This window comes from Vibrio kasasachensis (assembly GCF_050337565.1).
In the GTDB taxonomy this organism is placed as follows: Bacteria; Pseudomonadota; Gammaproteobacteria; order Enterobacterales; family Vibrionaceae; genus Vibrio; species Vibrio kasasachensis.
The window spans coordinates 128,411-145,619 of sequence record NZ_JAKJTB010000015.1 but is presented as its reverse complement, the minus strand read 5'-3'; the positions used below and the strand labels follow the sequence as shown (position 1 = coordinate 145,619).

Below are 17,209 nucleotides of genomic sequence, written 5' to 3'. Positions count from 1 at the left end.
GTTGATAAATGCGATACAGGGCACAGTGAAACTGCTCTAGCATGGATGGAATTTTTGCCAAAATGTTCGCAATCAATTTTTTCTGATTACGAACACTTGAGATTTTTTCACTAAAAATAAACCAATGTTTACTTTTCAATGCCGAAATGAAGATACGCCCTATCCGTTGCTATTCGTCCACGAGGCGTACGTTGTAAATAACCTTGCTGGATAAGGTAAGGTTCTAAGACATCTTCTATAGTGTCTTTTTCTTCACCAATTGCTGCAGCCATGTTATCTAACCCGACAGGTCCACCGCCAAATTTTTCCATAATCGCGAGCAAAAGCTTTCTATCCATATAGTCGAAACCTTTGGCATCCACATCAAGCATATTAAGCGCTTTATCGGCAATATCTGCACTGATATGACCGTCAGCTTTAACTTCAGCGTAATCGCGAACTCGTCGCAACAACCTGTTTGCAATACGAGGTGTACCGCGAGCACGGCGAGCAACTTCCAACGCGCCTTCTGACTCCATCGACAAACCTAAACAATCGGCACTACGCTGCACAATGTGCTGCAAATCTTCAACTTTGTAATACTCAAGTCGCTGAGTGATACCAAAACGGTCACGCAAAGGAGAAGTCAACGAACCAGCACGAGTCGTCGCGCCAATTAGCGTGAAAGCAGGAAGATCGATTTTGATCGAACGCGCAGCAGGTCCTTCACCAATCATAATATCCAATTGGTAATCTTCCATCGCTGGGTACAGGATCTCTTCGACAATAGGGCTTAGACGGTGAATCTCATCGATAAACAGCACATCGTTTTCTTCCAAATTGGTCAACAGCGCAGCTAAGTCACCCGCTTTTTCCAATACAGGACCAGAAGTGGTACGAATATTCACACCCATTTCATTGGCAACGATATTCGCCAATGTGGTTTTACCCAAACCCGGCGGTCCAAATATCAATAGATGGTCAAGTGCTTCACTACGCAGCTTAGCCGCTTGGATAAAGATCTCCATCTGACCACGGACGTGATCTTGTCCTTGGTAGTCATCCAGCTTCTTAGGTCGAATCGCCCTATCAATGACATCTTCATCACGAAAACTGGGACTCTCTGGGGCAATTAAGCGGTCGGCTTCAATCATAGGTATTGATTCCCGTTACACCATAGATTTAAGGGCTTCTCTGATCAGCTCTTCACTGCTCATGCCCGGTTTCATTACTTGAGATACTACTTTAGACGCTTGAGTCGGTTTGTAACCCAAAGCCAGCAGCGCACTCACCGCTTCTTCTTCTGCATTACTTTGTGTCGATTGAGATGTACGATCAATTGGAGCGGCATCAGTAAATGGCGTGAACAAATCTCCCGCGCTCCAGCCTTTAAGACGATCTTTCATTTCAACAACCAAACGCTCAGCGGTTTTCTTACCTACCCCTGGCAGTTTAACCAATGTCGAAATATCTTCACGTTCAACGCTAGCAACAAATTGACTTGCCGTCATACCAGAAAGAATACCAAGACCAAGTTTAGGACCAACGCCATTCGCTTTAATCACTTCACGGAAAAGCGCTCTTTCTTTTACAGTGTTAAACCCATACAACAATTGAGCATCTTCACGCACGACAAAATGCGTGTAGACAATGGCTTCTTCACCAACATTTGGTAGCTCGTAGAAGCAACTCATCGGCATTTGTACTTCATAGCCAATACCGTTGACTTCAATTAGTAGTTCTGGAGGCTGTTTCTCAAGCAAGATGCCGCGTAGACGTCCGATCACTGTAGATACCTAGAGTAATAAAATATATCGGTTGATAATAATAAATAACTGGATGGATAGCCAGTTAAAACTGGTTAACGATAACGACCACGGCGCGCACTTGTTGCTTTTCCGGCGAGCGATACCAAGGTTTTGTTGGTATTGGCATGACAAATCGCGACACCTAACGCATCTGCGGCATCGGCTTGCGGGCAAGCAGGCAATTTCAACATTTGTTTTACCATATGTTGGACCTGTTGTTTATCAGCGGCACCAGTGCCGGTAACGGCTTGCTTTATCAATCTAGCTGCATATTCGTATACGGGTAAATCTGCATTCACTGCGGCGACGATAGCACTACCACGAGCTTGCCCAAGTTTAAGTGCCGAATCAGCATTGCGCGCCATAAAGACTTGCTCAATAGCAAACTCGTCAGGTTGGAATTGCGTGATGATTTCCGTTACGCCAGCGTAGATCTGCTTAAGGCGACTTGGTAGATCATTTTCAGAAGTGCGAATGCAGCCACTGCCTAAATAATGTAGCTGGCGTCCTTGTTGGCGAATTACACCATAGCCGGTAATTCTTGAACCTGGGTCAATTCCCAAGATAATTGACATACTTAACCTAATCAATGTCGACGAACGACGCTTAGTGTATAGCAGCCACTATCGAATGGCGAGCCTATCCCACCGTCAAGATTGCTCTAGCGGATAGCCCAGCCTCTAACGTCACTTCAAAAGCTTGCGTAGGGATCGCATTGAGTTTTTCACCTGTCCAAAAGTCATGCCAGTTAACTGGCTGATTAGCGGTTAGCATCACCTCCCTTGCCGGTTGCTGGTAATTGAACAAGCAATGAAGAGCATTTTTTGACGTCAACGAAAGTGAACCATGGTGTAAGTTAAATGCAGAAAAACTTGCCGCTTGTTGGCTATATTGAAGCCTTGTAGTTAAGCGCTTAATCGAATCGCGTGCGAATGGCGTTATATCGTTAAGCGGGTCTCCAGACATCAGTATTCCGCCACTTGCCAGCAATACTGTACGATGAAAATCGTAGTATTTTCGCTCACAGCCTTGATTGGCTAACGACGTCAGTACTAAGCAATCAGGATCAACATGCCATAACCGTCCATGCTGCCAACTTCGAAGCAATGTTGCTTGTGCATTTTGTTCAAATTGACGTTCATCTCGGATCACATCATCCGTAACACGCATCACATCAACTAACCCTAACGACGCCCAAAGTGGCGCTTGGCAACTCATCACAATTGCACCATCAGCCGCTTCCTTTATCACTTCTAGCCCCATTCGGTACGCTTCTATACTAGTAATCCCTACCGAATGACGCCTACCCTTTATTGTTCCCCAATAACAGCCATCCAATTTGAACAATTCAATACCAAGCTCTTGCCGCATATAGCTAATTAGGTTGAACATATATTCTTGCGCATCGAGATTTGTCATATCGAGTACATAACAAGACTTGCCATCTAATCCGGCATAAGTGACTTCATCCGCACTCAGAGGTCTTCCATCCACATTGTGGACAAACCAATCCGGATGTTGCTTAAAAATAGCTGAATCGGGTGATGCAATGAAGGGGGCTAACCATATTCCTGGTTTCTTTCCCGTTTTCTTAATCGTATCGACCACGCTTCTAAGACTTGCGCCAAATTGTTCTGCGGGAGAGAGCCAATCACCAAGCGTTTGTTGATAGCCCCGCTCAATTAAAACGTAATCTAACGATGGGTACTGTTCGCACTGAAGCATAAGATTGGTAAGCAGCGTATTAGCATCAGTCTCATTGCCGTTGGATTTATAAGAACTCCATCCTCTCGGCACTGATTCTTCTAAGCTTCTTTGCGACGGGTGGTGTCGGTGAATGTAACCAACAAAATCATCATAGACTTGGCTAAGGCTAGCGGATTTCAGTACAACAACAGACTCTAAACCAACTGAACTCCAATCTCGTGGATGGCTATCTTCACCATCAATATAGGCCGTTATCCGATGCCCACCTTGGCGCTCTGTCACTTCAAAAAATCCGGCGAAACGTAAGCAAGAGGTAAATCCCATGAGGGTGTAACCGAGTGAATCAGCGATCACCAAATAATTGTAATATCGCTTCGGGTCTCCACTAGGATAAATCCGATAGAGCGTACCATTGTCAGGGTAGTTGCCCACTGTTCGGATATTGTTCATTGTGCCAATGCTTTGGCAACTCATTTGAAAGCCGTCACCATAAAGTATCGCTTGCGGTTCTAGATGGTAATCAAGTGTAAAAAGAGGGTATTTCCGCCCAATAGGATCATTGCATAAACCACCAAAACTAAAACTCACCTCATCGCTATTTTGCGTCACCAGAATATTGTGATTTGCTATGGCAATTTCAGCGTTACTTTTTAATCTAATTTGGCGGTGCATCTAGACTCCTGTCATCGTGCTTTTTCCTGCATTACATCATTGAGCCCTTGTTTAGTCTATGTAAGCAACCACTTCAAACCCAATTTGAATCGCGTTTTCAGCGGAATAGTCATTTGGTACTAGACAAAAAAAACCAGCCCGACGGCTGGTTTTTAGGTTTCATCGCTCGGCTCAATTATGCCACTTCGATTGGACCACCAAATGACGTTACTGGCGGTACTTTGCCTTTGAACTTCTCAAAATCAACAATACAAGTGTTTGCAGAGGTTGCTTGAGCTAGCTCAGAAGAACCGATATCTAGCGTTAGTGTGTTTGGATCGCCGTAAGTACAGATAGCGCCTTCTTTTTCATTCAGAGGCCCGTACCATGCACCTTCTTCAATACGAATCACACCACGTGGGTAGCTGTCAGTTAGAACAGCACCAGCCATTAGCTGACCACGGTCGTTGAATACACGTACCAAATCACCATCTTTAATGCCTTTCGCTTTAGCATCAAGTGGGTTGATGTAAACCGGCTCACGACCTTGAACTGCGTAAGTTGCGCGGAATTCTTCAGATTCACACATCTGAGAGTGCAAACGCTTGTCCGGGTGGCACGATTGTAGCCAGAATGGGTGCTTCTTAGAACCAGGACCACCATGTGAACGTTCTGTCTTTTCAAACCACATTGGGTGTTCCTGACAGTGTTCGTAGCCGTAACGACCGATCTTACGAGAAGTGATCTCGATAAAGCCAGACGGTGTTCCTAGCGGGTTGATCTCTGGATCTTGACGGAAGTCCGCATGACGAACCCAAGGTTTACCTTCACCAAAGTCTAGTACGCTCTGTTCCCAGAATTCGTTGAATTCTGGCATTTCGAACTTACCTTTGTTCGCGTCTTTACAATCGTTGTATAGGCTTTGGATCCACTCCATTTCGCTCATACCACGAGTGTACTCGTCACGACGACCAAAGCGTTGAGTTAGTTCACTCATGATTTGGAAGTCAGTCTTAGACTGGAACAGTGGGTCAACTAGACGGTGCATTGCCACTAGACCTTTGTTCGAGTATGAACCGTATACGTCGATGTCGTTACGTTCCCACTGTGTACATGCAGGAAGTACGATATCAGAGAAACGACAAGTCGCAGTCCAAGCAAACTCGATAGTGACCACAGTTTGAAGCTTTTTGAAGGCTTTCTTCATGCGGTTACGATCTTGGTGGTGGTGCCATGGGTTACAACCCGAGATCACCATCATCTTGAAGTCTGGAAGGGTAACCTTACCGCCGTTGTAACGGATCTCTTTACCTGGTTCTAATATACAGTCGATCCAACGCGCAACAGGGATAGTGCGGCTGTAACCGTTAAAGTCATTGTTATCCCATTTTGGTTTCATACCCGTATCTAAGTTACGAGGGAAACCACCAGGACCAGCAAAACCAGTTGATGGAACACCGATACTTGAGTAATGGTGACCGTAAGAGATACCACCACCTGGTAGTCCAATTTGACCAATCATTGCTGCAACAACTGCTGCTGCCCAGTATGGCTGCTCACCGTGCTCTTGACGCTGGATACACCAACCCATCAGGATTTGTGTACGACCGTTAACTAGCATGCGGGCAAATTCGCGAATCTTGTCAGCTTTAACGCCACAGATCTCTTCAGCCCACTCAGGCGTCTTAACAACTTTGTCTTTGGTTTCGCCTTGAACGTAGTTGATGAACTCGTCAAAACCTAGACAGTAAGTTGCGATGAACTCTTTGTTGTATAGATCTTCATTGTAAAGCACATGACCAACAGCAAGCATGAACGCCACGTCTGTCATCGGGTTGATGTACAGGTGATCGTTCTCTAAGTAACGCTGAGTTTTGTTCTTAACTGGGTCAACAGAAAGCACATTGATTTCGCCTTTGGCTACTTTCTCTTTCAGTTGCGCTAAGTACTTGAATGACTCATGCGTTTCACAGTTCCAACCTACTTGAAGGTTTTTCACTGGATCGTTGGCCCACAGTACGATGTTGTCTGAATTATCAAGAATTTCAGACCAAGATGTACCTTGAGCGTAAACTTCTGTCGAACCTAGCACGTAAGGCATGATGGTTTGACCTGCACCCGTAGAGTAGTCACCTACTTTGGTGATGAAGTTACCATGCATACCTACTGCACGTTGCATGTGAGCAGTACAGTTGTTGAATGAACCAGTTTGGTTCCAGCCAGTTTGACCTGCGTGTAGAGCCCATGGACCGTAGTCTTTTTGTACGCGCTCTAATTCACGGTAGAACAAGTCTAGAGCTTCATCCCAAGTAACACGGATAAAACGGTTGTTACCGCGAGTCTCAGCGCTGTATTTATGCTTCTTCAACCAATCTAGACGTACCATTGGGTAACGTACACGTGATGGGCTGTAGATAATGCCTTTGATACCGTTCAACATCTCTGTTGGGTTTTTATCGAGTTCAATTGGTTTGATCTCTTGAACTTTACCCGCGTAGATGTGGGCGCGGAATGCACCCCAGTGAGAACCAGTTACTTTCCAAGTACCCGTACTCTCAGCAGCACTAGCTGAAGCTGACGCTAAAAGGCTAGGACCGATTACTGACACAGCACTTGTTGTCGCTACGCCCTTAAGAAAACTTCTTCGTGTAATTGCCATTTAAATTACTCCATCCGACGCGTATTAGTGTTGACCTTCAGCAAAATCTGAAGAGTGCATCTGTAGATACTTCAAGATCAATGCTTCACTGTCTGTATCTAGGTTAACGAACGCAAGCATACCGTCGAACATACCAGGCCAAGTGTTCGCATCGAAGTGCGCTTCAGCCGGTTGAGTGTGACATACTGAGCAGTTTGTTTTATATGCTTCTTGTGATTTTTCCCATACAGGCGTGATGTCGTTCAGCATAGATTCTTTCTTAATCCATACTTTCGCAGCTACTTTCTCCCAAGGAAGACCAGTTAGCTCATCGACTTTTTTCTCACCCGCAGTCACTACATTGCTATCAGTTGATGCTTCTTTAAGAAGAGAAGCTACCGCAATGTTCATACCGAAATCAGCTTGAATTACGCGACCGAAGCCTTTCGCTTTTCGCCAGCCGTCGATTTCGATTTCAGCGTACTCGCCTTTATCAGCAATCACTTTAACCGTCGATGCAGGGTTTAGAAGACCCGCCTCTTGCTCACCTTTGTCATCAAAGTAAATTGGTAGGTGACGAACACTAACTAAAGTTTGACCTACATCGTAGTTGGTATTTGAAGCAAGTGCTTCTAAATCGCCGACGATACCGCCAATGCTATCCATACCCGCTGGAAGGTTGTGTGCAATACCTTTATGACAATCAACACAGCTTTGATCTTTTTCAGCTGCTTGCTTCATTTGGATACGAGCTGTCGGAGACATTTGCTCGAAGTCCATAGAATTGTAGTTATGACAGTTTTTACACTCTAGAGATTTGTTCGCAGAGAAACGATCCCATTCGTGTTTAGCCAATTCGATACGGCGCTCTTCAAAAACACCTGGTTCATCGTAATTGCCAAATACTTGTGCATATACTTCTTTAGAAGCTTGCATCTTACGTGCAATTTTATCTGTCCAGTTGTGAGGAACGTGACAGTCAGGACAAGTAGCGCGTACACCAGAGTGATTTTTCCAGTGAACTGTTTCTTGCAGCTCTACGTAAACATTGTCACGCATAGTGTGACAGCTAATACAGAACTTCTCTGTGTTTGTAGCTTCTAGTGCGGTGTTAAAACCACCCCAGAAGATAACACCAGCGATAAAACCACCCATGGTTAAAACACCAAGGCTGATATGTACCGCTGGGCGCGACATTGTGCGCCACAATTTAATTATTAATGACTTCATTGCTTGCTCTCTTAAAATCTTTTCAAAAGTGTGTATACGAGCTCAACGGCTTACATACCGTGTACGCCAGGCGGTCCAAAGAAGAACACCTGCAGTGCCCAAACAATAAATCCGTAGCCACCTACGAACCCCACACTTAGAATTGGGAAGAGAACAACTGCAATGAAGAAGAAAGACTTCCATTCCAGTGAGCGTTTTTCACCACTTTCAATTTTATTAACATCACTCATACATTTGCCTATCTTGTATTTAGTGTTATTTGTCAGCCCTCAAGAGTGAGCTGAATGAACGACTGTTTCTAAAGAAAATTTTAGACCATACTTCTTATAGGGTTCAATCAATTACTCCTATACAAGCCCTTTTAATCACTACTTTTTTGAGCTGATACAGAGATGTGTTTTATTAAAAAACCATGTGTAAGAATGCATTTATTTATGAATAATTATTAACAGCCATCATGGGCGACCACAAAAAATTAACGTGATCAATATCACATGGAAATTCCACTAACTTGTCAGCAAGAACCAAAGTCCCCGCCCAAGCAAGTTACTTAAATGTTAATAATAGGTAACAATAAAATTCTTGCTTGGAAACTCTATTAAATGATTAATTTGCCGCCATCAGCAGATTGAAACTAAAGTGCAATCAATTATGATTATGGAGAGGTTGTATGTCATCAGTTGTGGATATTCACTGGGTGATTTTAGCTTTATTTTTCAGTACGTTAACAGCACCACTAGCGTTGAGCCGTTATTACCGACTCAAGATTGAAAAAGAACTCATCATTAGTGTTTTACGGATGACTCTGCAGCTTATCCTTGTTGGTGCATATCTAGAATATCTATTAAAAATCAACAATTTATTCATAAACATGGCTTGGTTAACTGCTATGATTTTGATAGGCGCAAGCTCTATTGTGAGTAAGGCAAAACTACCTAAAAGCAAAATTCTGCTTCCCGTTACTACTGGGTTGTTTTTCGGCTTATTGCCATTAATCGCTTTAATCTGCTTACTAATTATCAAACCAACTCCGCTTTATAATGCGCAATATCTAATCCCCTTGTCTGGCATGCTACTCGGCAATTCATTAAGTGGTAATATCGTGGCACTTCAGAATCTATTCACAAGCTTAGAGCAGCGCAAGGATGAATATGAAGCGGCGATTTCTCTTGGCGCCTCTCCGCAATACGCTAGCCTTCCTTTTGTGCGTGAAGCGTTGCAAAAATCCCTAGCACCTTCTCTCGCTTCGATGAGCACAACCGGTTTAGTGACACTGCCCGGCATGATGACCGGGCAGATACTCAGTGGATCTAGCCCATTAATTGCGATCAAATACCAATTGATGATCATGGTGGCGATCTTTGTAATGCTATCTATATCTATTGCGATCACATTGAGCTTAAGTATCAGGAACTGCATCAACTCAAATGGTCTTGTGATGGCAAGGATGGGCAATAAATAACCTATGCTTTCAACTACTCACCAACTATCTTAGATCTTATCCACAGAATCTGTGGATAAGGCTGTAGGCAGTTATTTAAAAGATCATTTTTTACGCCTATTAATTGTCATCTATTTGCAACTTCACCTTTTTAGACTCACTCAGGTTGATTCAATCACTGCGACTCGAGGAAGAAAACGATGCAACTAGATGCCACTTACCTGATGGTACATTGCGGCTTCGAATCTGAGCCTGATAGAGATGACCAAAGAAATTGGTTAGTTGACGAGCCTGAAGAGATCTCCCCCACCCTCAAAAAATTGGGGTGGGATAGCTTAGCGATGAGAGAAATATAATCGATGCAAAAAAGGCTCGCTTAGCGAGCCCTCTTCATTAACTAGTGCTTGCCGTCACGTAAATATATTAACCAATACCACATGCCGACAAACAAGCCACCACCAATGATATTGCCTAGAGTGACAGGTACAAGGTTATTGACCACAAAATCTATTACATTCAAATCAGCGTAATCCGCAATATTTGCACCGCTCATCTGCCAGAATTCAGCCGGAGCGAAAGCTTTGATGCCAATCGCCATTGGAACTTGAAACATATTCGCAATACAGTGCTCAAAACCTGCAGAAACAAACATAGCAACAGGCAAGATCATAACCATTATCTTGTCAGTCAGCGTACGCCCACTGAATGTCATCCATACAGCAATACACACCAGTACGTTACACATAATGCCAAGAGCAACTGCCTGAAAGAAACCATGGTGCAACTTGTGCTGTGAAATCGCCATAGCATTAAGACCAACCTGTCCGTGGTCAAACATATATTGCTTGGTGACTAACATACAAAAAACCAGTAGCAGTGCACCGATTAAGTTACCAATGTAAACGACAGACCAATTCTTGAATAACGTTGACCATGAAATCTTACCACTTGCTCGCGCTACAAGAGTGAGCACCGAACTGGTAAACAACTCTCCTCCAGTGACAACAACAAGAATGAGACCAAGGCTAAATGCGATCCCGCCGATCAAGCGGCTCATACCCCATGCCATCTCTGTGGCACCGGTTGTCACCGTCGTGTAAAAAACAAACGCAATGCCAATATGTAAACCAGCAGAAATTGCTAATAGAAAGGTTTTAACTGGGTCTTTGGTAGCTTTACCGAAGCCGATTTCCGCTGCGCGTTCAGCCATTTGCGGAGGCAGTAGAGAGTCAAATTGGTTCAAATTCATGGTTGGGTTGTAGTTTGACGCTAGAGAGTGAGAGGCCGCGGATAATCCCTCCAACTAAAATTTTATTCAAGCACTAATTTTAGTGTTAACTAGATTTGTTTGTAATGTGACAAAAAGCGTCAACATATTGAGTTAAAACCTGCCTTAGCATCACTGATTCAGCCTATAGAAATAAAACAAAATACCAATAAAAACAATAGTATAAATTACCATCAAACTTCATCGATTTGCTATTTTCCTTCTTTAGGCTAATTTTTCATAATGAAGATATTCTTTATGCCAAATTCTACTTTTATGGGCTGCCTAACAATTCTTACTCGATAGTATTGTTTCGTTACAGTATTAGCAGTATTTTTAAGGTGTACTAACTATAAGGAACAAACCATGAAATATTTGCCAGAACATCTTTCTGAACTAAATTTGCTACTGCAATTCGATATTAGTAGCGCAGCTACTGGCATTAAAGTACACAGCGACGCATCCGAAGAAATGCAGAGCGCTGTGCAACGTATTTACGAAAAAGGGCTTTGTACGTTACCTGATGGCGGCTATTTGACTGATGAGGGTATTCAAGTCGCAGAACATGTCGACAAAATTGCAAGAATCCTTGGTAAGAAAAACTAATCCAGAAAAAGAGCACCGTTAGGTGCTCTTTTTTATTCTACTGTCTGTCATCAATGTAGCGCAGCTTTCACTTTACGACCAAATAACCATTTGAATGGTTGAATTCTGTCGTAACACCAATTGAATCCCGTTGCATAAAAAAAGAAAAACACTAGCAAACCAGCTTCCAATGCCAATGCAGCAAAAATACTGATCTGTAAGAACCATGCTATCGTTGGCACTGATACAAAGATCAAACCCGCTTCGAAACCAAACGTATGCCCTACTCTCAATTTTAATGATCGTTGTGATCGGTCACTTCCGAACCTGCGGTCAAACATAATGTTGTAGAAATAATTCCAAACCACCGTTAACAAGCTGAAGCCAATACCAACAATGGCGAGATCGCCAGTCGCCTTACCTGTAAGTAATGCCATCGTTGGAATCATAATTGCGATAGCGATAACTTCAAATGAAATCGCATGAAAAATACGTTCTTTGGTTTGCATGTTTCTACTCTTACTGTGTTTTTATTTGCGCTTATTGTTATCTATAACTAAGATATTAAAAAGTTAGATACCATCATAAAAAGTGATATGTTTAGTATTGAGCAACTTGAAGCATTTGTAACCACAGTTGAGCAAGGCTCATTTTCTGCCGCCGCTCGTCATCTGAAAAAAGTACAATCTGCCGTTAGCCAGCACATCATGAATTTAGAGATCGATTGCGGGGTTGAACTTTTCGATCGTTCAGGACGCTACCCAAAACTCACAGTAGACGGCGAGAGATTGCTACCCTATGCAAAAGCCTCACTGATTCAGCATCGCCGCCTTATGTACTGCGCGGTACAGCTCGAGCATACCTCGTATCGCGATATCACACTTGCTATGGATGAAGGTATTCAGATCACCCAGCTCTCCCAAGCTTTGCAAGACGTTTGTCAGCGGTTTCCAGCCGTCAGATTTGAATGCCTGACTGCGTCTAGTATCGACATCATTCAATTAGTGCGAGATCAACGTGCAACCATGGGCATCATGTTTAGTGAAGCCTCGTTGGATGAAAATGTTGATTTTGAAGGGCTAGGCAGTGTTGAGTTTGATGTCTACGTTGCCAATCATCATCCTTTAGCGCATGAGACCGTAACTCACTTAGACATGCTTCGATTGCATCGCCAGATCGTGATACGCTCAAAAACCAATGAAATGAGTAGCTTCCAACAGGCTCACAGCCCTGATGTTTGGTTTGCTGATAGTTACTATATACTGCTGGAACTCGTGAACAATGGTTTTGGTTGGGGCATGTTGCCAAAGCATTTGGCACAAGTTGACATCGAAAATAGAAAGATCGTTCGCCTTCGCTCTCAGTTTGAAAACTTATCTTGGCATGCCAATATTGACGTTATTCAGCATCAAGCTGTAAGTGAATGCCCAGCCCACATGTATTTGCGCCAGAGGCTACGCGAACTGCACAATGAGACTTAGATAAAGAGAAGGAAGGCGAGTATGAAACGAATCGGAATCGTGGGTGGTGGATGGTTAGGTTTACCACTTTGTCAGTTTTTCTCTAATCTAGGCCACACTGTTATCGTGACTAAGACAACAACAGAGGGTGCAGCCTGTATTGCTCGCGGAGGTTTAACATCTGTGCCGCTTAACCTCGAAGACAGAACGCAACAAGGCGTCGAAGCACTAGAACCATTTAATTTGGATACCGTTATTGGTTGCTTCCCTCCTGGTTTTCGTCGGGGCAATGGTGATGAGTATGTCGAATATTGGACGAATCTGATTGCCATCGCACAAAGACTTGCCGTCAGCAAACTCGTCATGGTCAGCTCTACAACTGTTTATCCCAACCGTAGCGAAAGTATGTCGGAAGAAATGGCGACCTTAGCCTTGGCTCTAGAAGCGGATGACTTTTCGGATAAAGCCAAGATTATACTAAAAGCTGAACAACAGTTAATTAATAGTGGAATAGACTACGCGATTGTACGCTGTAGTGGTTTAGTCGGACCAGAGCGAAACCCTGCGCGGTTTGTCTCGCACCTTAAACAAGTGAGTGATCAAGCGCCAGCAAACATGCTTCATCTTATTGATGCAATAGGCTCGGTAGGTTTCGCTACTCTTCAATTCACCAATCAAGTTGTGAATGCGACCACGCCGAATACCACTAACAAAGCTGCATTTTACCAAGCAGCGATTGAACGCAGCGAGAATGGCGCGACACTTCCTCCCATTGTGCATGCTGCGGACAAACACATCAACGCAGATAAATTGATTAAACTTGGCTACAAATTTCACTTCCAACATACGCTTGAAATCATCTAGTGAGGTTTATGTGAAACTCTATCAAAACATTGACATACTTTGGCAATACATGCAGTTAGATCACAGCCTAGAGCCTGTGGATTGTATTTTAGTTCTCGGCAGCAATGATGTACGCGTAGCAGAGTATGCAGTCGATTTGTACAAACAGGGGTTGGCAGGAAAAATCTTGTTTTCCGGTGGGTTAGGAAGATTAACCGCTGGGGTGTTTTCACAAAGTGAAGCCGAAACATTTGCCGCAGTTGCGCGCGACATGGGCGTACCTTCACAAGATATCATTACCGAAAATCAATCGACCAACAGTGGTGAAAACGTCTTATTCAGCGCAAAGCGCTGCCAAGAACTGAATCTGAATTTTCGTCGCTTTATATTGGTGCAAAAGCCCTATATGGAAAGGCGTGCCTACGCGACATTCCTCAAGCAATGGCCTCATCCTGTCGATTTCGTTGCGGTAAGCTCGACGAAGCAATCCTTTAGTGACTATTTCTCTGAAGAGATTGAACTATTTACTGTTGTTGAGGCAATGCTAGGTGATTTCGAGCGAATAAAAACCTACCCTGCACAAGGGTTTCAAATCAAGCAGCCCATCCCCGAAGAAGTTGAATTTGCCTATCAAGCCATAAAAGCGCGGCTATAAGTCATCTAAAAAAAACCAGAGCATTTGCTCTGGCTTGATTATAAATAGCTGTCTTATTGATTAGTGAACCGCTTCTGCTTCTTCATCAAAATCAAACACAAGCTCGTCGCCCTTGAGGGTAACCTTCACAGTGCCTCCATTGATCAACGAACCAAACAACAATTCGTTAGCAAGTGGCTTCTTCAAACGCTCTTGAATGACTCGTCCCATTGGGCGAGCGCCCATCGCTTTGTCATAGCCTTTCACTGCCAACCATTGGCGAGCATCATCAGAGACTTCCATTGAAACACCTCTGGCATCAAGCTGCGCTTGTAGCTCTACAATGAACTTATCAACGACTTGCTGGATAACTTGCTCATCAAGGCTATTAAACCACATCGTGTTATCTAAGCGGTTGCGGAACTCAGGCGTAAATACCTTTTTGATTTCTGCCATCGCATCCGGACTATGATCTTGCTGCACCAGACCAATTGAGCGCTTCTCTGTTTCTTGCACACCAGCATTGGTTGTCATTACTAAGATAACGTTACGGAAATCAGCTTTGCGTCCGTTGTTATCAGTCAGCGTACCGTTATCCATCACTTGCAACAGCAAGTTAAAGATATCAGGGTGTGCTTTCTCAATCTCATCAAGCAAAACAACTGAATGAGGATGCTTGATGACTGCATCGGTTAGTAGACCACCTTGGTCATAACCGACGTAACCTGGAGGTGCACCAATTAATCGACTCACCGAATGACGTTCACCATATTCCGACATGTCAAAACGCAGCAACTCAATACCCAGCAGTTTAGAAAGCTGAACCGTGACCTCCGTTTTACCCACACCAGTAGGGCCAGCAAAGAGGAATGAGCCAACCGGTTTGTTATCGGCACCCAATCCAGCACGAGTCAGCTTAATCGCTTCAGTGAGCACATCAATCGCACCATCTTGTCCAAATACCAGCATTTTCATCTTCTGATCAAGAGTTTGGAGTACTTCTTTATCTGAAGATGATACCGATTTCTCTGGAATACGAGCCATTTTAGCAACCATGGCTTCGATATCAGCAACACCTACCGTTTTCTTACGGCGACTTGCTGGAGCAAGGCGACAACGCGCACCGGCTTCATCAATTACGTCAATCGCCTTATCGGGTAGATGACGTTCGTTAATGTATTTCGCGGAAAGCTCTACCGCAGCTCGCAATGCTTTATTGGTATAGCGTACTTCATGGTGAGCTTCATATTTAGGTTTCAGGCCAATTAGAATCTTGGTTGTATCGTCAATTGACGGCTCAACCACATCGATTTTTTGAAAACGACGCGAAAGCGCACGCTCTTTCTCAAAAATGTTGCTGTACTCTTGATAGGTAGTTGAACCAATACAACGTAACTTACCGCTACTCAACAGGGGCTTGATAAGGTTAGCGGCATCCACTTGGCCACCCGAAGCCGCACCAGCACCGATGATGGTATGTATCTCATCGATAAATAGGATTGCATCGTCTTCTTTTTCAAGTTGTTTCAATATGGTCTTAAAACGTTTTTCGAAATCGCCGCGGTACTTAGTTCCCGCAAGGAGTGAACCGATATCCAGTGAGTAAATAACACTGTCTTTAATAATATCAGGAACCTGCCCTTCAACGATTCTCCAAGCTAGCCCTTCAGCTATCGCCGTTTTACCGACCCCAGCTTCACCAACCAGCAGTGGGTTATTTTTACGACGACGACACAATACTTGCACCGTTCGCTCTAACTCTTTATCACGACCAATCAAAGGATCGATCTGACCTTGTTTCGCGACTTGGTTCAAATTCGTTGCAAAACTTTCTAGGCGCTCTTCTCCATTAACTTCTTCGGTCGATGTTTCACTACTGAACGAATCGGACGATGATTCATCGTTGGAGCCTGTCGCTTTAGTAATGCCATGTGAAATGAAATTAACAATATCTAAACGGCTGACATCATTTTTCTTGAGTAGGTATGCCGCGTGAGACTCTTGCTCACTGAAGATTGCCACCAGCACGTTAGCACCCGTGACTTCGCTGCGCCCAGAAGATTGAACATGGAAAACTGCCCGCTGAAGCACGCGTTGAAAACTCAATGTTGGTTGTGTTTCTCGGGTTTCATCGTTTTCAGGAATGAGTGGGGTGGTTTGATCAATAAATACGTCAAGCTCATTGCGAAGTGCATCAATATCAGCTTGGCAAGCCGTAAGCGCATCTCGCGCTGCATCGTTCTCTAATAATGCTAGCAGGAGGTGCTCGACGGTCATAAACTCATGTCTTTTATCTCTAGCACGGGCAAATGCACCGTTGAGACTCGACTCTAACTCTTTATTCAGCATAAGAACCTCCTAACAGAACAACTCAATCTTAATTGTTCGACCAAGCTTAAGCTTGTTCCATGGTACAGAGCAGTGGGTGCTCATTTTCCCTTGAATACATTGTAACTTGCGCTACTTTTGTCTCTGCTACTTCGGCGGTAAAGGTGCCACAGACAGCTTTACCTTCGTAGTGAATTTGGAGCATTATCTGTGTCGCTTTATCGATATCCATCGAAAAGAAACGTTCCAAGATTTCAATTACAAAGTCCATCGGCGTGTAATCATCATTATTTAAAACAACGTGATACATTGACGGTGGCTTTACTTCAGTTTTTTCTAGTTCCAGAAGATCTGAGTCTGGAGTCACCCATTCAAAATGCTTGCTCATGATATGTATTATTCAGATAGTTTCTCAGTAATTTTAACACTTCGCTGTACAGAAAAGATGGATTGATCTCTTAATAAGAGCAAAAAGCACAAGCAGTTAAAAACATCCATACTTAGAGACTAATCCAGCAATTGTGTCGCTGCAAATAAAACCTTCCTTTCTTATGTCGAATAAACAAAAAGTGATTAAAAAACCACCACAACCAACCAAGTTCATTCAAATTTCCATGTTGACAGCGTGAAAACGGTTA

At 43.7% G+C, this 17,209-nt stretch carries 17 protein-coding genes; 6 read left to right on the top strand and 11 right to left on the bottom strand.

The window, feature by feature from the left end; all coding sequences use genetic code 11:
* Positions 1 to 128 precede the first annotated feature (128 nt).
* From ruvB to torE, 7 genes are all read right to left on the bottom strand, one after another.
* Positions 129 to 1,133: a Holliday junction branch migration DNA helicase RuvB gene (gene ruvB, locus L4C38_RS13415; RefSeq protein WP_428798062.1), complete on the bottom strand. Its 1,005-nt coding sequence runs from the start codon at positions 1,131 to 1,133 to the stop codon at positions 129 to 131.
* A gap of 15 nt (positions 1,134 to 1,148) precedes the next feature.
* The gene (gene ruvA, locus L4C38_RS13410; protein ID WP_428798061.1) at positions 1,149 to 1,766 is read right to left on the bottom strand and encodes a Holliday junction branch migration protein RuvA; all 618 of its coding nucleotides are present in this window, start codon (positions 1,764 to 1,766) and stop codon (positions 1,149 to 1,151) included.
* Positions 1,767 to 1,840: 74 nt separating this feature from the next.
* The gene (gene ruvC, locus L4C38_RS13405; RefSeq protein WP_428798060.1) at positions 1,841 to 2,362 is read right to left on the bottom strand and encodes a crossover junction endodeoxyribonuclease RuvC; all 522 of its coding nucleotides are present in this window, start codon (positions 2,360 to 2,362) and stop codon (positions 1,841 to 1,843) included.
* 64 nt (positions 2,363 to 2,426) lie between these two features.
* Positions 2,427 to 4,166, bottom strand: a complete 1,740-nt coding sequence (locus tag L4C38_RS13400; protein WP_428798059.1) for a glycoside hydrolase family 36 protein — start codon at positions 4,164 to 4,166, stop codon at positions 2,427 to 2,429.
* Positions 4,167 to 4,341: 175 nt separating this feature from the next.
* Entirely contained in the window at positions 4,342 to 6,804 is a 2,463-nt protein-coding gene (gene torA / locus L4C38_RS13395) for a trimethylamine-N-oxide reductase TorA (protein WP_428798058.1), read from the bottom strand.
* Positions 6,805 to 6,828: 24 nt separating this feature from the next.
* A complete protein-coding gene (torC, locus tag L4C38_RS13390) occupies positions 6,829 to 8,013 on the bottom strand; it encodes a pentaheme c-type cytochrome TorC (RefSeq protein ID WP_428798057.1) in 1,185 nt (394 codons plus the stop codon).
* Between the two features lie 50 nt (positions 8,014 to 8,063).
* A complete protein-coding gene (torE, locus tag L4C38_RS13385; protein ID WP_428798056.1) occupies positions 8,064 to 8,243 on the bottom strand; it encodes a trimethylamine N-oxide reductase system protein TorE in 180 nt (59 codons plus the stop codon).
* A gap of 440 nt (positions 8,244 to 8,683) precedes the next feature.
* On the opposite strand from torE, the gene L4C38_RS13380 reads away from it, so the two are divergent.
* On the top strand, positions 8,684 to 9,475 hold the full coding sequence (locus L4C38_RS13380) for an ABC transporter permease (protein WP_428798055.1): 792 nt from the start codon (positions 8,684 to 8,686) through the stop codon (positions 9,473 to 9,475).
* A gap of 179 nt (positions 9,476 to 9,654) precedes the next feature.
* Positions 9,655 to 9,810: a hypothetical protein gene (locus L4C38_RS13375; RefSeq protein ID WP_428798054.1), complete on the top strand. Its 156-nt coding sequence runs from the start codon at positions 9,655 to 9,657 to the stop codon at positions 9,808 to 9,810.
* A 41-nt stretch (positions 9,811 to 9,851) separates the two neighbouring features.
* Here the strand turns inward: L4C38_RS13375 and focA are convergent, their stop codons facing one another.
* On the bottom strand, positions 9,852 to 10,703 hold the full coding sequence (focA, locus tag L4C38_RS13370; protein ID WP_428798053.1) for a formate transporter FocA: 852 nt from the start codon (positions 10,701 to 10,703) through the stop codon (positions 9,852 to 9,854).
* A 384-nt stretch (positions 10,704 to 11,087) separates the two neighbouring features.
* Here focA and L4C38_RS13365 point away from each other — a divergent pair, with 384 nt between their 5' ends.
* Positions 11,088 to 11,327 (top strand): TIGR02647 family protein, encoded by a 240-nt coding sequence (locus tag L4C38_RS13365; RefSeq protein WP_428798052.1) that lies wholly within the window; start codon positions 11,088 to 11,090, stop codon positions 11,325 to 11,327.
* 50 nt (positions 11,328 to 11,377) lie between these two features.
* Here L4C38_RS13365 and L4C38_RS13360 read toward each other — a convergent pair whose 3' ends face one another.
* Positions 11,378 to 11,815, bottom strand: coding sequence for a PACE efflux transporter (locus tag L4C38_RS13360; protein WP_428798051.1), 438 nt, complete (start codon positions 11,813 to 11,815; stop codon positions 11,378 to 11,380).
* An 87-nt stretch (positions 11,816 to 11,902) separates the two neighbouring features.
* Between L4C38_RS13360 and L4C38_RS13355 the strand changes: the two genes are divergently transcribed.
* Genes L4C38_RS13355 through L4C38_RS13345 form a run of 3 tightly spaced genes read left to right on the top strand, consistent with a single transcriptional unit; the run spans position 11,903 to position 14,264 of the window.
* Positions 11,903 to 12,787, top strand: coding sequence for a LysR family transcriptional regulator (locus L4C38_RS13355; protein ID WP_428798050.1), 885 nt, complete (start codon positions 11,903 to 11,905; stop codon positions 12,785 to 12,787).
* Positions 12,788 to 12,808: 21 nt separating this feature from the next.
* On the top strand, positions 12,809 to 13,630 hold the full coding sequence (locus tag L4C38_RS13350) for an NAD-dependent epimerase/dehydratase family protein (protein ID WP_428798049.1): 822 nt from the start codon (positions 12,809 to 12,811) through the stop codon (positions 13,628 to 13,630).
* 49 nt (positions 13,631 to 13,679) lie between these two features.
* Positions 13,680 to 14,264, top strand: a complete 585-nt coding sequence (locus tag L4C38_RS13345; protein WP_428798096.1) for a YdcF family protein — start codon at positions 13,680 to 13,682, stop codon at positions 14,262 to 14,264.
* 60 nt (positions 14,265 to 14,324) lie between these two features.
* Here L4C38_RS13345 and clpA read toward each other — a convergent pair whose 3' ends face one another.
* Complete coding sequence (gene clpA, locus L4C38_RS13340) at positions 14,325 to 16,592, bottom strand: ATP-dependent Clp protease ATP-binding subunit ClpA (protein ID WP_428798048.1); 2,268 nt, start codon at positions 16,590 to 16,592, stop codon at positions 14,325 to 14,327.
* A 46-nt stretch (positions 16,593 to 16,638) separates the two neighbouring features.
* Complete coding sequence (gene clpS / locus L4C38_RS13335) at positions 16,639 to 16,959, bottom strand: ATP-dependent Clp protease adapter ClpS (protein ID WP_428798047.1); 321 nt, start codon at positions 16,957 to 16,959, stop codon at positions 16,639 to 16,641.
* Positions 16,960 to 17,209: the final 250 nt, after the last annotated feature.

Excerpts from the sequence above, each read along its gene's own strand:
- torA (WP_428798058.1), bottom strand. The coding sequence starts at position 6,804 with ATGGCAATTACACGAAGAAGTTTTCTTAAGGGCGTAGCGACAACAAGT.
- L4C38_RS13365 (WP_428798052.1), top strand. The coding sequence starts at position 11,088 with ATGAAATATTTGCCAGAACATCTTTCTGAACTAAATTTGCTACTGCAA.
- L4C38_RS13350 (WP_428798049.1), top strand. The coding sequence starts at position 12,809 with ATGAAACGAATCGGAATCGTGGGTGGTGGATGGTTAGGTTTACCACTT.
- ruvB (WP_428798062.1), bottom strand. The coding sequence starts at position 1,133 with ATGATTGAAGCCGACCGCTTAATTGCCCCAGAGAGTCCCAGTTTTCGT.
- torC (WP_428798057.1), bottom strand. The coding sequence starts at position 8,013 with ATGAAGTCATTAATAATTAAATTGTGGCGCACAATGTCGCGCCCAGCG.
- L4C38_RS13375 (WP_428798054.1), top strand. The coding sequence starts at position 9,655 with ATGCAACTAGATGCCACTTACCTGATGGTACATTGCGGCTTCGAATCT.
- L4C38_RS13400 (WP_428798059.1), bottom strand. The coding sequence starts at position 4,166 with ATGCACCGCCAAATTAGATTAAAAAGTAACGCTGAAATTGCCATAGCA.
- L4C38_RS13345 (WP_428798096.1), top strand. The coding sequence starts at position 13,680 with ATGCAGTTAGATCACAGCCTAGAGCCTGTGGATTGTATTTTAGTTCTC.
- L4C38_RS13380 (WP_428798055.1), top strand. The coding sequence starts at position 8,684 with ATGTCATCAGTTGTGGATATTCACTGGGTGATTTTAGCTTTATTTTTC.
- focA (WP_428798053.1), bottom strand. The coding sequence starts at position 10,703 with ATGAATTTGAACCAATTTGACTCTCTACTGCCTCCGCAAATGGCTGAA.
- torE (WP_428798056.1), bottom strand. The coding sequence starts at position 8,243 with ATGAGTGATGTTAATAAAATTGAAAGTGGTGAAAAACGCTCACTGGAA.
- L4C38_RS13355 (WP_428798050.1), top strand. The coding sequence starts at position 11,903 with ATGTTTAGTATTGAGCAACTTGAAGCATTTGTAACCACAGTTGAGCAA.
- clpS (WP_428798047.1), bottom strand. The coding sequence starts at position 16,959 with ATGAGCAAGCATTTTGAATGGGTGACTCCAGACTCAGATCTTCTGGAA.
- L4C38_RS13360 (WP_428798051.1), bottom strand. The coding sequence starts at position 11,815 with ATGCAAACCAAAGAACGTATTTTTCATGCGATTTCATTTGAAGTTATC.
- ruvC (WP_428798060.1), bottom strand. The coding sequence starts at position 2,362 with ATGTCAATTATCTTGGGAATTGACCCAGGTTCAAGAATTACCGGCTAT.
- clpA (WP_428798048.1), bottom strand. The coding sequence starts at position 16,592 with ATGCTGAATAAAGAGTTAGAGTCGAGTCTCAACGGTGCATTTGCCCGT.